This is a genomic window from Chromohalobacter nigrandesensis (genome assembly GCF_023061285.1).
Lineage (GTDB): Bacteria > Pseudomonadota > Gammaproteobacteria > Pseudomonadales > Halomonadaceae > Chromohalobacter > Chromohalobacter nigrandesensis.
This window is the reverse complement of the sequence record NZ_JAKGAM010000008.1, coordinates 1-14,376: the sequence shown is the minus strand read 5'-3', so window position 1 is coordinate 14,376 and position 14,376 is coordinate 1. Positions and strand designations below refer to the sequence as shown.

The following is a 14,376-nucleotide window of genomic DNA, read 5'->3' as shown; positions in this document are numbered from 1 at the left end:
CGAAGCTCGAAGCCAGGAATTCTCTTCCAGCTTCCAGCCGCGTAGCGGCGCTCTTCCCGCTTCGAGCTTTATGACTGTGTCCCGCCGACGGTGAGTTCGTCGATCTTGAGTGTCGGCTGGCCCACGCCAACCGGCACGCCCTGACCTTCCTTGCCGCAGACACCGATACCGGTATCCAGCTCGAGGTCGTGTCCGATCATCGATACCTGCTGCATCACCTCCGGTCCATTGCCGATCAAGGTCGCCCCCTTGACCGGCGCGGTGATCTTGCCGTCCTCGATCAAATAGGCCTCGGAGGCGGAGAACACGAAACGTCCCGAGGTGATATCGACCTGGCCACCGCCGAAGCTCACCGCATAGATGCCTCGCTTGACGCTCTTGACGATGTCCTCGGGGTCATCTTGACCAGCCAGCATGCAGGTATTGGTCATACGCGGCATGGTGACGTGTGCGTAGGACTCGCGACGCGCATTGCCGGTGGGCGCCATGCCCATCAAGCGTGCGTTGAGCTTGTCCTGCATGTAACCCTTGAGAATACCGTCCTCGATCAGCGTGTTGCGCTGACTCGGTGTCCCCTCGTCATCCACGCTCAACGATCCGCGACGGTCGGATAGCGTACCGTCGTCGACGACCGTGACACCGGGCGCAGCCACGCGCTCGCCGATACGCCCCGCAAAGGCCGAGCTGCCTTTACGGTTGAAGTCCCCTTCGAGGCCGTGCCCTACCGCCTCGTGAAGCAGAATGCCGGGCCAGCCATTGCCCAATACCACCGGCATCTGACCGGCCGGCGCATCGACCGCTTCCAGATTGACCTTAGCCTGACGCACCGCCTCCTTGGCGAAGCGTTCCGCCACGTTCTCGTCGCGCAGCCGCGCCATCGAGTAGCGCCCACCGCCACCAGCACTACCGCGTTCGCGACGCCCGTCACGCATGGCGATGACACTGACATTGAAACGCACCAAGGGACGAACATCGGCCGCGAGCGTACCATCGCTGGCGCGCACCATGACCACTTCATAGGTGCCCGACAGCGAAGCACTGACCTGCGTGATACTCGGATCAGCAGCCCGTGCCACGCGATCCGCCGTCTTGAGCATGGCGATTTTATCCTCAGCGGAAAGTCCCGCCAGAGGATCGACATCGGCATAGCGACGCGTAGGCATGGCAGTCTGCACCGCCTGGGGCGGCAAGCGTTCGCCGCTCCGCGCAATGCCCGCTGCGATACGCCCGGTATCGGCCAGCGCATCGGCACTTATCTGGTTGGAGTAGGCAAAGCCGGTCTTTTCCCCGGTCAGGGTACGCACACCAACACCGCCGTCGATGCTGTAGCCAGCCTCCTTGACGTCGCCGTCCTCGAGAATCCAGCTTTCTTGCCAGGTACGTTGAAAATATAAGTCGGCATAATCGATGCCCGGCCCCATGGCGTGGCCCAGGCCAGTATCCAGCGCCGCCAGGTCGAGACCGCCCGGCGCGAGGAGCAATGAGGTCGCCTGATTCAGGGCGCTGTCGTTGAGTGCGTTCATCGGGCGCTTTCCAGTGTCAGTTGCGGCGACGACCATGGGCCGTGCACGCGGTAATGTATCTGCGTTGCCTTATCGAGCCAGCCGCCGAAAAGCTTGTGGGCAAGGTACAAACCCACACCTACTTGCGGCGCACCAACGAGCACGGCCGCCAGCGGTAAATTCTGGCTCACCGGCACGGTGATACCCAGTCGTTGATTCAGTGTACGCTGCACGAGATCGGCTTCGCCTTGCAAGGTAAAATGGGTGGCCGAACCGTCGATTTCAACCGGGCCTCGGGTCACGAGCTTGCCGTCGAACAGCGTCGCCTCACCGTTCACGCTATTGAAAGCCGTCCCCTCCTGGGTAATATCGGAGAAGTCCAGCGTCAGTCGACGGAAGATGTTATCCAGGTTGAGCAGCCCCACCAGCTTGGCCGGGCCCGAGTCGACCTGCCGGAAACGACCATTGGTCAACGCCAGCGACGCGCTGCCCTGCGAGCGTTCCACGGCAAACTGCCATGGCGCGCCGGGCCATGCCAAGCGCGCATTCAGGTCCACGCTTTCGCTATTGACGACTTCGGGCTGCCCCAGGCGCACCAGGGCGTCGCCGAGATTGCTGCCCTTCAGGGCCAACCGCGCACGCGTCAGGCTATCTTCGCGTCCGGCAGTTTCCCAAGCCAGTTCGCCGCTCGCCGTCACGCCGTTGACCACCAGCGACAACGGCTTTATATCCAGACGCTGTGATGAGCTCTGCCAATCGGCATCGAGCGGCCCGAAGATTTGTCCGTCACGACGCAGCTCGCCGACATGCAGGCGTCCATCCGGCCAGCCTTCAACCCCATCTGGAAGCGCTACGGTATCCGGCGGCGTGGCGATTTCATCGCTGAGCCTTACCTTGCCATCACCTTGAGCAGCCGCCTCAGTGGGCCAGAGTGCGTCTAGATCGAGGCGCGTGAGGTTAATATCCACCGGACGCGGCGCCTCGGGCCGCCACTGCGCTTCTCCCGCCGCAACGGGACCCGCCAGCGCCAATTGCCATCCATCCTCGAGCGGGGTGACATCGGCCTGTAATGCTCCCTGGCATTGGTCGTCGAGAATGACACAAGGCGTCGAGACAGTAACACGCTGCACACCACTCGAGACGTCATCGCCCCCCGCACTGCTGGATATATCGTCCGGCATGCCCTTGGGTTGCGTGGTGACTTGACGGTTGAGATCACGTTCACGCAGCAGCGATATCCATTGTTGCGGATCCAGGCGAGGCGGCTCCCAGTTTACGCTCCAGCCATCCTGCTGTGGCCACTGGGGCACTTGGGGCCAATTTTCCAACCATGCTTGGCCCTGCAAGCGTTCGTCTCGCGTACGCCAGCGTAACCGCCCCCAGTCCGATATCTGGGCCTGGCCACTACCCGATGCTACATCCGCGTTGATTTCTAGCGGCGCCGTGGCATCAGCGGCCTTGCCAAAGGGAGTTGGCAGGCGCAGTGCCAGGCCTTTGAGGTCGCTGGTAACGCGCACACTCGCATTGTCCTCGTCATCGAAAGTGACTCGCGCGCGGTATGGCAATGTTCCTTCGGCAAGCCCAGGCTGCGGCGCCAGGCGCGCCCAGCTCAAGAGTCCCTCGGCGCTGGCACCGCCCGTGAAGGTGAAACCGTCACCGCCCATGTCCAGCGTGCCCTTCATGTCTCCCCCCAATGCCCGCGCGCTCACGTCACCGGTCAGCAGGTCCTGATCCTTGAGATGGCGATAACGCAAATCGCCCTCAACATCCTCGAGCGGAAGGCGCAACATGCCGAGATACAGTCGCGAGGCCTCGATACGCCCCTGAATGTCGGCCTTCATCGTTTCAGGGATCGCCAGCGGAATCGTCATGTCGAGATCGGCCTCGACCTGGCCTTCGCTTTGCCAAGCGGCAAAGGTGTCGCTGAGACCTTCCAGCGGTGCCTCGGCAAGATAATCCAGCAACGCCTGGCTCGACCCCGTAACTGGCCCGCGCACCCCCAACGTATCGCCGACCATCAAGACGCGGGCATCGCGTGTTTCCAGGCCCATGCTAGTAGCGTGATCCACTTGCGCGACCAGCGTCTGGTTATCGATATCCAGATGACCGGCGACGTTTTCCAGCGCTGGCCATTCGGGATCATAGGGCAGCCGGCCCTGCTCGACATCGAGCTCCAGTTGCAGATGATCATCAGGATTGGCGAACAACTGACCCTCGGGGGCCTCACGTTCGGTCAACGTCTGCGACAGTGACAGATGACCTTGGGGCACGCGTCCATCGACCTTAGCTAGCCAATCGAGTAATTCGTCATCCATGGTCTGAGTGGGCAACCAATCGAGGAGCAGCGTATCGATCGCATCGACATCGGAAAATGCCAGGTCGAGGTCGAGATGCCCGGGCGAGTCATCGGACATCGGCAGGTGCGTCGCGAAGGTGCCGTTCACCTCAGCTCCACGCCAGGTAGCCTGCAACGTCTTGCCCTCGATATCGAAGGCATTGCCGTCACGCTGCCAGTCGATACGCCCGGTCGCGGCATCCAGTGCGATCGGCTGGGCATAAACATCGGGGAACGCGAGCGCCATGCCCGATTCATCACGAAAACGCACGCTGCCCGAGGCGTTGTCGGTAGTGACCCAAGCACTGAACGGCCCGCCACCAGGCACCGCGTCCCAGGCCGATACACGAGCCCCCGTCAATGCCGTGCGTGAAAACCAGCGGCCGTCATGACGCCCGACCTCGAGGCCGTCGACATGCCCCTGCGGAGACAAGCGCTCGAGCATTCGTGCATGCTCATCCGATAACGGCAACATGCCGCCCCAGGCGGCCAATGCACCGAGAGAAAAATCACTGCTACGCAGCCACCAATCGCCACCTTCAACGCGTGCCTGTAATCGCTCGGGCAAGGGGGACCCTTCACGGTCGTCGCCGTCACGCTTGGCAACCAGACCGTTGGCCCAGATATCCCAGTCGCCCTCGTCATCCCGTAACGCCTGAGCACGCACGCCGATATCCTCGAACACCAGCGGCGAACCACCACGCCGCATGATATCCAGCTTGGGTAGCGACAAGCGCAGGCGAACATCCTCGAGGCGGGCATCATGCCAGCGAGCCCACAGTCGCGCATCACCTTTCACCGTTTTCAGGCTGTAGCGTTGCTGAGCGGTCAAGACCTGGCCCAGGGCAAGCAGCCCTTGAGCATTGACGTCGACTTGCAGAGCGGCATTGAAGGCACCCAATCCACGACGCCCGGGTAGCACCTCGAGCACTGCACTCAAGGCGGCATCCGGTTGGCCGTCGACATGCATCTGGCCTTCGAGGTGGGCCCGAGAGTCGCCACCAGCCATCAGTACGCGCGGTGCCAGGAGCGTGACATCGTCCTGGCGACCGTGCAGCACCACGCGCACATCATGAATGGCGACACGCTGACGCAGGAGAGCACCGACCCAACGGTCGATATCGGTGAGGCGGAAGCGCCCCGGCGCCTGAACCTCATCGGGTACTTCCGCCGAGGGCCAACCCCATCCGCCTTCCGCATTCTGGTAGAGATGAAGCGTCGCTTGTTCGACCTCGGCCTTTTCGAAAACGGGATACCCCGCGCGCAGCGACGCCAGGGTATCGAGACGCGCATGGGCACTCTCGAGACTCAGCAACGGCGGTGCCTGGGGCGCCTTGGCACGCAAGGTCATACCCGAAAGCGTCGCCGACGGATCCCAACCATGCCAATCGGCAGCGAGATGCTCGAGCTCGGCATCGGCACTGAAACGCTCGGCTAGCTGGGCTTGGATGTCATCGCGAAACGCATCGGCCTGCGTCGCCAAGCCGCGCGCCGCCAGCAGCGCCAGCGCGATGATGCTCAGCACCACCGCCACGATCGTGAGTGTCCAGCGCCACCCTCCTCGCAACGCGTTCATGGGCTCACATCAGCACGATGTCGTACTGCTCCTGGGAATAGTGGGCTTCGACCTGGAAACGAATCGTCTTGCCGATGAAGGCCTCCAGGTCCGCCACCGCCGACGACTCTTCGTCGAGCAGGCGATCCACCACCCCCTGAGAAGCCAGCACCATGTAGGTTTCCGGGCTGTATGCACGCTCCTCGCGCAAAATTTCCCGAAATATTTCGTAGCACACGGTCTCCGGTGTCTTGAGCGTTCCGCGTCCCTGGCATATCAGGCAAGGTTCGCAAAGGGTCTGCTCGAGGCTTTCGCGGGTGCGCTTGCGCGTGACTTGCACCAAACCGAGTTCGGTCACGCCGGTCAACTTGTTCTTGGCGTGGTCTCGTTCCAGCGCCTTCTCGAGAACACGCAAGACCTGTCGCTGATGCTCGAGCTCTTCCATGTCGATGAAATCGATGATGATGATGCCACCCAGATTGCGTAGCCGCAGTTGCCGCGCAATCGCCGTGGCCGCCTCGAGGTTGGTCTTGAAGATGGTCTCCTCGAGGTTGCGATGCCCCACGTAACCGCCTGTATTGACATCGATGGTGGTCATCGCCTCGGTCTGGTCGATAACTAGGTAACCGCCCGATTTGAGCTGCACCTTACGCCCCAGCGCCTTCTGGATCTCGTCTTCGACGCTGTAGAGATCGAACAACGGACGCTCACCGGGATAATACTCGATGCATGACTCGACATCAGGCATGAATTCCTTGGCGAACTCCTTGAGCTTGACGTAGTTTTCCCGCGAGTCTATGCGGACGCGCTCGATATCGGCGCGCATCACGTCGCGCAGCGTGCGGATGAATAACGGCAGGTCGTCGTAAAGAAGAGCCGGCGGTGTGGCGCTATGCCGACGCTCATCGACCTTGCGCCAGAGCCGCAACAAAAAATGCATGTCGGTCGCCAACTCTTCCTGGCCCGCCCCCTCGGCAGCGGTGCGGATGATCACGCCCCCCGGCGCATCATCGTGCATTGCCGCCTGGGAGGCTTCGATCAACGCCTTGAGTCGCTCGCGCTCACCTTCATCCTCGATACGCTGGGAGACCCCCGTATGCGGCGAGTCGGGCATATACACCAGATAGCGCGAGGGTACCGACAGGTGCGTGGTCAAGCGCGCCCCTTTCGAGGCGATGGGATCCTTGGTGACCTGCACGACCAAGGTCTGCCCTTCCTGAAGCAAATGCAAGATCGTGGTGTGTTCATCAATGTTCGCGTTGGGCGCCACGACCTCGTTGACATGGATGAAGGCCGCCTTTTCGAGCCCAATATCCACGAAGGCGGCCTGCATGCCCGGCAGCACCCGCACCACCTTCCCCTTGTAGATATTACCCACGATGCCACGTCGGCGGCTGCGTTCGATGAAGGCTTCTTGCAAGACACCGTTCTCGACCACGGCGACGCGAGTCTCCATGGGCGTCAAATTGATCAGTACCTCGCCGCTCATGCGTTGCCCCTAACCAGATTATCTGTCGGCATTATGGCACAGCCAAGCGCTCGCCCCACAGCGATACACCTTGGTGCGTCAATAACTTGGCGGTCTCGAAAAGGGGCAACCCCACCACTGCGGAGTGACTGCCTTCGATGTGCTCGACGAAGATTGCCGCCAGCCCTTGAATGGCATAGGCACCAGCCTTGTCAATGGGCTCGCCACTGCGCCAGTACGCATCGATCTCATGGGCTGAGAGCGAACGCAGTGTCACCCGCGTCGTCACGCAAACCGACAACATCCCATACGGTCCCGTCACCGCGACGCCCGTCATCACGTCATGAGTGGCGCCCGATAACGCCGTGAGCATGGCGACGGCATCCTCCCGATCACGCGGTTTGCCCAGGATACGCTGCCCCAGCACCACGGCCGTGTCGGACCCTAATGTGGGTAACGACGTCCCCACCGCACCCGCCTGCGCCTTGTCTCTCGACAGACGCTCCACATAAGCGGCAGGCAATTCTCCCGGCTGCGGCGTCTCATCGATATCCGCCGGTGCTACTTCGAGCGAGACGCCGATCGACGCCAACAGCTCACGGCGCCGCGGTGAAGCCGATGCCAGCCGCAACGACGCTCCCTGGGATGTGGACATGTGGTTTTTCCTCAAACTGGGGTGGCAGCGGCGACGCGGTTCGAGGCAGCGAGGTCAAACGATTTTCAAGCGACGCCGCAATACTTGCATCATGGTGAACAACCAAGGCCACAGGGCAGCACCTATAAGCGCGGGCAGCAAGAATGCCAGATGGATAGACACCGGCCCGAAGATCGTGCGCAGCCATTGCTCGATTAATTGAACCAAGCCCAGCAGGACGAACAGCAGGACGGCCTGCTGCCAGATGGAATAGGCTCGCAGGCGTTGATAGAGCAAAAGACACAAATAGGTGAGCAGCGACAACGTCAAGGCGTTCTGGCCCAGGGGCGTGCCCTCGATCAGATCCAGCAGCAAGCCGAGCACAAAACCATGAAAGACGCCGACACGCTGAGGGGCGGCAACACACCAGTAAGCCAATGCCAGGCCGAGCCAATTGGGTCGCCACATCAGCCATGCATCAGGCAACGGCATGACCTGCAAGCACAAGCTCACCAGCAGGGTGAACCAGATCATGAGAAATCCTGGCAAGCGCATCATGGACGCGCCTCCTCGAGCTTGTTCGGCATGTTCCCCGCGTCACCCTCCATTAACTGCAATGCGGCCTCGATATTGACATCGCTGGTGACAGCCGCCGCCGCCGGCGAAGGAAATAGCAGCAAGAAGTGCCGAGAGCGCTCGGGTTGCGCAAGCGGTCGCGCCTGGACCTTCGCGAAAGAATGCTGGTCATCCTTATCCACCTGCGCGATCTCCGCGACAGGATAGCCTTCAGGAAAACGCCCGCCCAACCCCGACGTCGTGAGCAAGTCACCTTCCTTGATATCGGCGGTCGCCGGCACATTGAGAACATTCAGTGTATCGAGGCTGCCGGAGCCCTGGACGATGAAACGCTGCCCACTGCGATTGACCTGCACCGGTACCGCATTATTGGCATCGCTCACCATCAGTACACGGCTGGTATACGCGGATACGGCAATAACCTGCCCGATCAAACCGGAGGCATCCATGACGGGTTGCCCGGAATAAACACCATCCCGACGCCCCCGCCCGATCACCATCTGCTGGGTGAAAGGGTCGGAATCCAACGACAATAGCTCAGCCGTTATATAGGGCACCTCATCGCGCGGCGCAGCGTTGAGTAACTCGCGCAGACGCACGTTTTCCGCCGTCAAGTTCGCCATGCGCTGCACGCGATGCGACAGCGTCAGCAACTGCTGACGCAAGCGCTGATTTTCTTCCACCAGGGCACGCTGATCCGAAAAGACCAATGCCGCCCAGGACAATCCTGCGCTGGGCAGACTCACCGCCCATTGCACGGGTGCCACAACAGTCGTCAAATGCGCGCGCACGTCGTCCATGAAGGGCAAGCGATGCTCCGCGAACATCAAAGCGAAGGCGGCTACCGCACATAACAGCATGCGATAACTGGGCACCGGACCGTGCGAAAACAGAGGTTTAATAAGCCTTCCTCCGCAGACAGGGCGCAGGACTCATAACGACCGGACACACACTGAAAGCCACTCGCGATGCGTGTGGCTTCCAGGCAAGCGTATCGGCGCTGATATGCCAAGCGCCCGAGTGCGTCAATCGCTGGACAGCAACTCGAAGGTCCGCTGATCGATCATTTCCAACGCCTTGCCGCCGCCTCGGGCCACACACGTCAGCGAGTCCTCGGCGACGATCACCGGCAAGCCCGTCTCTTCGGCGATCAACTTGTCGATGTCACGCAACAACGCGCCACCGCCAGTCAATACCACGCCGCGCTCGGCGATGTCCGAGGCCAACTCGGGAGGCGACTGCTCCAGGGCACTCTTGACCGCCGCAACGATGGACGAGAGCGGATCCTGCAGAGCGTCGAGAATCTCGTGCGAATTGAGCGTAAAGCTGCGCGGAATGCCCTCCGCCAGATTGCGACCGCGCACATCGATTTCACGCAACTCGCCGCCGGGATAGGCACAGCCGATTTCTTCCTTGATACGCTCAGCGGTCGCCTCACCGATAAGGCTGCCGTAATGACGCCGCACATACGCCGTAATCGCCTCATCGAAGCGGTCGCCCCCGACACGGATCGATTCGGAATACACTACGCCGTTGAGCGAAATGATCGCGATCTCGGAGGTCCCGCCACCGACATCGACGACCATCGACCCCGTGGCTTCCTCGACCGGCAGGCCCGCGCCGATGGCTGCCGCCATGGGTTCCTCGATGAGGAAAACCTCCCGCGCGCCGGCGCCTTCCGCCGACTCCTTGATGGCGCGCCGCTCGACCTGGGTCGACATGCACGGCACACAGACCAGAACACGCGGGCTCGGCGTCAAGAACGTACTTTGATGCACCTTGCGAATGAAGTGCTGGAGCATCTGCTCGGTGACGGTAAAATCAGCGATGACACCATCCTTCATGGGACGGATCGCGGTAATGTTGCCAGGGGTACGACCCAGCATACGCTTGGCATCGATCCCCACGGACGCGACGGCGCGCATATTGCCAGACTGGCGGATCGCCACGACCGACGGCTCGTCGAGCACGATGCCCCGGCCGCGTACGTAAATCAGTGTGTTGGCGGTTCCCAAGTCGATCGATAGATCGCTCGAGAAAAGCCCCCGTAAACGTTTAAACATGGAAGTCTTTCACCTAGTCCAGACCGGAACCCTGTGCGGATGCAAACGGTACCATCGCGGGGGTGGCGCGGCAAGCAAAGGCCTGTCAGCGCTCGCCAGATATGGTAGATTCTGGGGCTATTCCCGGCGTCAGACCTTCATTGGCGTGGCGATGACACGCGCCGCGCAGCATTCATAAAAGGCAATCGATATGGCGATCGAACATGCAGACGTGCTCCGTGCCGCCCATTTGGCCCGCGTAGGCTTGAGTGACGACGAAGCAACCGGTTACGTCGACGACTTGAGCCGCATCCTGGAAATGGTCGATCAACTTCAGGCCGTCGACACTCAAGGCATCACCCCATTGGCGCATCCGCTGGATGCCACCCAGCGCCTGCGACCCGACGAGGTGACCGAACACAGCCAGCGCGAACGCTTCCAGGCCTGCGCCCCGGCCACCGAGGACGGCCTTTATCTCGTGCCACGCGTCGTCGAGTGAAGCATCCTCGTCAGGATTCGAACCAGGAGTCATATTTTTCCATGCATGACAAGACCCTCACGGAGCTTGCCGCCGGCCTTCAAGCAGGCGAGTTCTCCAGCCGTGAGCTATGCCAGGCGGCACTCGATCGCATCGAGCACCTCGATGGCGAGCTCAACAGCTTCATTACCGTGACCGCCGAGCAGGCACTGGCCAACGCAGATGCCGCCGACCGTGCACGCGAAGCCGGCGACGCCGGCCCTCTCGCCGGTCTGCCGCTAGCCCTCAAGGACATCTTCTGTACCCAGGGCGTGCGCACCAGCTGCGGTTCGAAGATGCTCGACGACTTCGTCTCGCCCTACGATGCCTCGGTCGTCGAAAAGCTGCGCCAGGCTGGCGCCGTCAACCTCGGCAAGACCAACATGGACGAGTTCGCCATGGGCTCGTCCAATGAGAGCAGCTTCTATGGACCGGTCAAGAACCCATGGGATCTCAGTGCCGTGCCCGGCGGCTCCTCCGGCGGCAGTGCCGCAGCCGTCGCCGCAGGGCTGGTACCCGCCGCGCTGGGCACCGACACCGGCGGCTCGATTCGCCAGCCGGCAGCTTTCTGCGGCATCACGGGCTTGAAGCCCACCTATGGGCGTGTTTCGCGCTATGGCATGGTGGCTTTTGCCTCGAGCCTTGACCAAGGCGGCCCGCTGGCGCGTAGCGCCGCCGACTGCGCCTTGTTGCTAGAAGCCATCGCCGGCCACGATGTTCGCGACTCCACCAGCGTGGCGCGGGTCGTGCCCGATTACACCGCTGAACTCGATACGCCACTCACAGGCCTAAAGATCGGCCTGCCCAAGGAATATTTCGGCGACGGCCTCGACCCCGAGGTCGAAACCGCCGTGCGCGAGGCGATCAAGGTCTATGAATCCTTGGGCGCCAAGGTCTGCGAGGTCAGCCTACCGCATACCCATCTAGCGATTCCCGCCTACTACGTCATTGCCCCGGCGGAGGCGTCATCCAACCTATCGCGTTTCGATGGCGTGCGCTTCGGTCATCGTTGCGACGATCCGACGAATCTCGAAGATCTGTACAAGCGCACCCGCGCGGAAGGCTTCGGCGAGGAGGTCAAGCGACGCATCCTGATCGGCACGCACACCCTGTCCGAGGGCTTCTTCGATGCCTATTACCTCAAGGCACAGCAGGTACGCCGCCTGATCCGTCAGGATTTCCTCGACGCCTTCGACGAAGTCGACGTGCTGATGGGTCCGACCGCACCGACGCCCGCGTTCGATCTGGGCGCGCAGAAAGATCCGGTCTCCATGTACTTGCAGGATATCTACACCATCGCCGTCAATCTGGCCGGCATCCCGGGCATCAGCGTTCCCGCCGGCTTCGCCGGTAATCGCCCGGTGGGCCTCCAGGTACTGGCACCGCACTTCGCCGAAGCCCAATTGCTCGGCGTGGCACACCAGTTCCAGCAAGCCACCGACTGGCACCTCAAGCGTCCAGCATTCGGCAAGGAGACGGCATGATGCAGTGGGAAACCGTGATCGGGCTCGAGGTTCACGTTCAGCTCGCCACCCAGTCGAAGATTTTTTCCGGTGCCTCCACCGCCTTCGGCGCCGACCCCAACACCCAGGCCTGCGCCGTCGATCTTGGCATGCCCGGCGTGCTGCCGGTGCTCAACGAAAATGCCGTGGCCATGGCAGTGAAATTTGGCCTTGCCATCGATGCCGAGATCCCCGAGACCTCGCTGTTCGAGCGCAAGAACTACTTCTACCCCGATCTGCCCAAGGGGTATCAGACCAGCCAGATGGCGCAACCCATCGTCGGCACGGGTAATGTCGAAATCACCCTCGACGATGGGACAACGCGCACGATCCGCGTTCATCACGCCCATCTCGAAGAAGATGCCGGCAAGTCCCTCCACGAGGACTATCACGGCATGACCGGCATCGATCTCAACCGCGCCGGTACGCCGCTTTTAGAGATTGTCTCCGAGCCCGACATGCGTTCGGCCAAGGAAGCGGTCGCCTATATCAAGGCGCTGCATGCCATCGTCACCTACCTCGGCATCTCCGATGGCAACATGGCCGAAGGCTCGATGCGCTGTGACGTCAACGTTTCGGTGCGCCCCAAAGGCCAGGCGGCATTCGGCACCCGCGCGGAAATCAAGAACGTCAACTCGTTCCGTTTCGTCGAAAAGGCCATCGCCTTCGAGGTGGAACGCCAGATCGAACTCATCGAAGACGGCGGCGAGGTCATTCAGGAAACTCGCCTGTTCGACCCCGAACGCGACGAGACTCGCGGCATGCGCACCAAGGAGGAGGCCAACGACTACCGTTACTTCCCCTGCCCCGACCTGCTGCCGGTGACCCTCGACAGTGCCTATGTCGACCACCAGCGCGCGCTCATGCCCGAGCTTCCCAGCGAGAAGCGTCAGCGTTTCGAGAATCAGTTGGGCCTATCTGCCTACGATGCCGGCGTGCTGGCCTCGAGCCGTGCCATGGCCGAATACTTCGAAGCCGTCAAGGAAGCCTGCGGCAATGCCAAACAGGCCGCCAACTGGGTACAGGGCGAGCTCTCGGCCAACCTTAACCGTGAAAACCTGGAGATCGGCGACAGCCCGGTCACCGCCGAGCAGCTCGGCGGCCTCATCCAGCGCGTCATGGATGATACCATCAGCGGCAAGGCCGCCAAGCAAGTCTTCCAGGCGCTGTGGGACGGCGAAGCGGACAGCGCCGATGCCATCATCGACGCACGCGGTCTCAAGCAGGTCACCGACACCGGCGCCATCGAAGGCATGATCGACCAGGTCATCGCCGATAGCCCGGTTCAGGTGGCCCAGTACCGCGAGGCCGATGAAGCCAAACGCGGCAAGATGATCGGCTACTTCGTGGGACAAGTCATGAAGGCCTCACGCGGCACTGCCAATCCACAGCAAGTAAATAGCTTGCTCAAGCAGAAGCTGGATCAGGCTTGATCCGACTGATTGGCAAGCAGCAAGCTGGAAAAAAGCCCATGGCATTTGTCATGGGCTTTTAAGTGCTTGAGCGCGCCCCCGGCATTCATCAAAAAAGGTCCTGACATCCATACAGGTATTATTCATTCTGTAGGTGGATAGTGCATCGGACGGTGTCTCACTGACCCGCTCTTCCTGCATGTCCCGATACTGCTCACCGTCAACGTCTGGCGCACCAGCCATTCAACGAAACACATTAGGCCACATCCTGTAAGATCTAGTGAAAGGCACCGACTTCTTCCGCATATTCATCGTAATAGTAGGAGCTATTGTCTGCCGTAAATACTCAGCGCTTACACCATCCTTCAAACCCATCATCGCCAAATATCCATGTTCCGATCGTCAAAATGACACCGGCCCACGACACGACAGCAAAGGCGACCACGAGCATGCCACGCGATGCTCGCCATATTGGTCATTAAGCTTGGCCGTCATCACGGGATCGGCACCATACGTCATTGCCGCGCGATACTTCCGAGCAGTACCGCGCGACCAAGCCACCCATGGAGTGGGTGACCAGAATCGCCTGGTCGCACGTCATACGCGCCCGACGATAACCCGCGATGATCTCGTCGACTCGCTTGGCCAACGTGGCCGCCGAATCCGTATTGGACTGCAGCCAGTTGTAGCCACAAGCATGCACCGGGAAATTGAAGCGTCCCAGGGTATGAACATTGCGCTCGGCGCGAGACTCGGCTACTTCTGCGGATAATCCCGCAACACGCCGGTAATAATCGGCCAGGTGCGGCTGAAGCGCATCGAACTCGCTGTCG

At 61.4% G+C, this 14,376-nt stretch carries 11 protein-coding genes; 3 read left to right on the top strand and 8 right to left on the bottom strand.

The genetic code is table 11. The annotated features are described in order from the left end of the window. Window positions 1-68: 68 nt before the first annotated feature. The 7 genes from tldD to L1073_RS10775 form a co-directional block, all read right to left on the bottom strand. Entirely contained in the window at window positions 69-1,523 is a 1,455-nt protein-coding gene (gene tldD, locus L1073_RS10805; RefSeq protein ID WP_246899205.1) for a metalloprotease TldD, read from the bottom strand. After that, window positions 1,520-5,413, bottom strand: coding sequence for a YhdP family phospholipid transporter (locus L1073_RS10800; protein ID WP_246899203.1), 3,894 nt, complete (start codon window positions 5,411-5,413; stop codon window positions 1,520-1,522). Before L1073_RS10800 ends, tldD begins: the two co-directional genes overlap by 4 nt. Before the next feature lie 4 nt (window positions 5,414-5,417). After that, window positions 5,418-6,881 (bottom strand): ribonuclease G, encoded by a 1,464-nt coding sequence (rng, locus tag L1073_RS10795; RefSeq protein ID WP_246899201.1) that lies wholly within the window; start codon window positions 6,879-6,881, stop codon window positions 5,418-5,420. A 31-nt stretch (window positions 6,882-6,912) separates the two neighbouring features. After that, window positions 6,913-7,515 (bottom strand): Maf family protein, encoded by a 603-nt coding sequence (locus L1073_RS10790; RefSeq protein WP_246899199.1) that lies wholly within the window; start codon window positions 7,513-7,515, stop codon window positions 6,913-6,915. Between the two features lie 54 nt (window positions 7,516-7,569). After that, window positions 7,570-8,052 carry a rod shape-determining protein MreD gene (gene mreD, locus L1073_RS10785; protein WP_425531578.1) on the bottom strand — a complete coding sequence of 161 codons (483 nt, stop codon included), beginning with the start codon at window positions 8,050-8,052 and terminating at the stop codon, window positions 7,570-7,572. After that, on the bottom strand, window positions 8,049-8,972 hold the full coding sequence (mreC, locus tag L1073_RS10780; RefSeq protein ID WP_343322507.1) for a rod shape-determining protein MreC: 924 nt from the start codon (window positions 8,970-8,972) through the stop codon (window positions 8,049-8,051). Before mreC ends, mreD begins: the two co-directional genes overlap by 4 nt. A gap of 123 nt (window positions 8,973-9,095) precedes the next feature. Continuing rightward, window positions 9,096-10,133, bottom strand: a complete 1,038-nt coding sequence (locus L1073_RS10775; protein ID WP_246899196.1) for a rod shape-determining protein — start codon at window positions 10,131-10,133, stop codon at window positions 9,096-9,098. Window positions 10,134-10,323: 190 nt separating this feature from the next. Here L1073_RS10775 and gatC point away from each other — a divergent pair, with 190 nt between their 5' ends. Genes gatC through gatB form a run of 3 tightly spaced genes read left to right on the top strand, consistent with a single transcriptional unit; the run spans window position 10,324 to window position 13,564 of the window. Further along, window positions 10,324-10,611, top strand: a complete 288-nt coding sequence (gatC, locus tag L1073_RS10770) for an Asp-tRNA(Asn)/Glu-tRNA(Gln) amidotransferase subunit GatC (RefSeq protein WP_246899194.1) — start codon at window positions 10,324-10,326, stop codon at window positions 10,609-10,611. A 41-nt stretch (window positions 10,612-10,652) separates the two neighbouring features. Further along, on the top strand, window positions 10,653-12,113 hold the full coding sequence (gene gatA, locus L1073_RS10765) for an Asp-tRNA(Asn)/Glu-tRNA(Gln) amidotransferase subunit GatA (RefSeq protein WP_246899192.1): 1,461 nt from the start codon (window positions 10,653-10,655) through the stop codon (window positions 12,111-12,113). After that, window positions 12,113-13,564 (top strand): Asp-tRNA(Asn)/Glu-tRNA(Gln) amidotransferase subunit GatB, encoded by a 1,452-nt coding sequence (gene gatB, locus L1073_RS10760; protein ID WP_246899364.1) that lies wholly within the window; start codon window positions 12,113-12,115, stop codon window positions 13,562-13,564. The genes gatA and gatB overlap by 1 nt, the downstream gene beginning before the upstream one ends. Before the next feature lie 457 nt (window positions 13,565-14,021). Here the strand turns inward: gatB and L1073_RS10755 are convergent. After that, window positions 14,022-14,376 (bottom strand): esterase/lipase family protein (locus tag L1073_RS10755; RefSeq protein ID WP_246899190.1); only part of this gene is annotated, 355 nt, incomplete at its 5' end.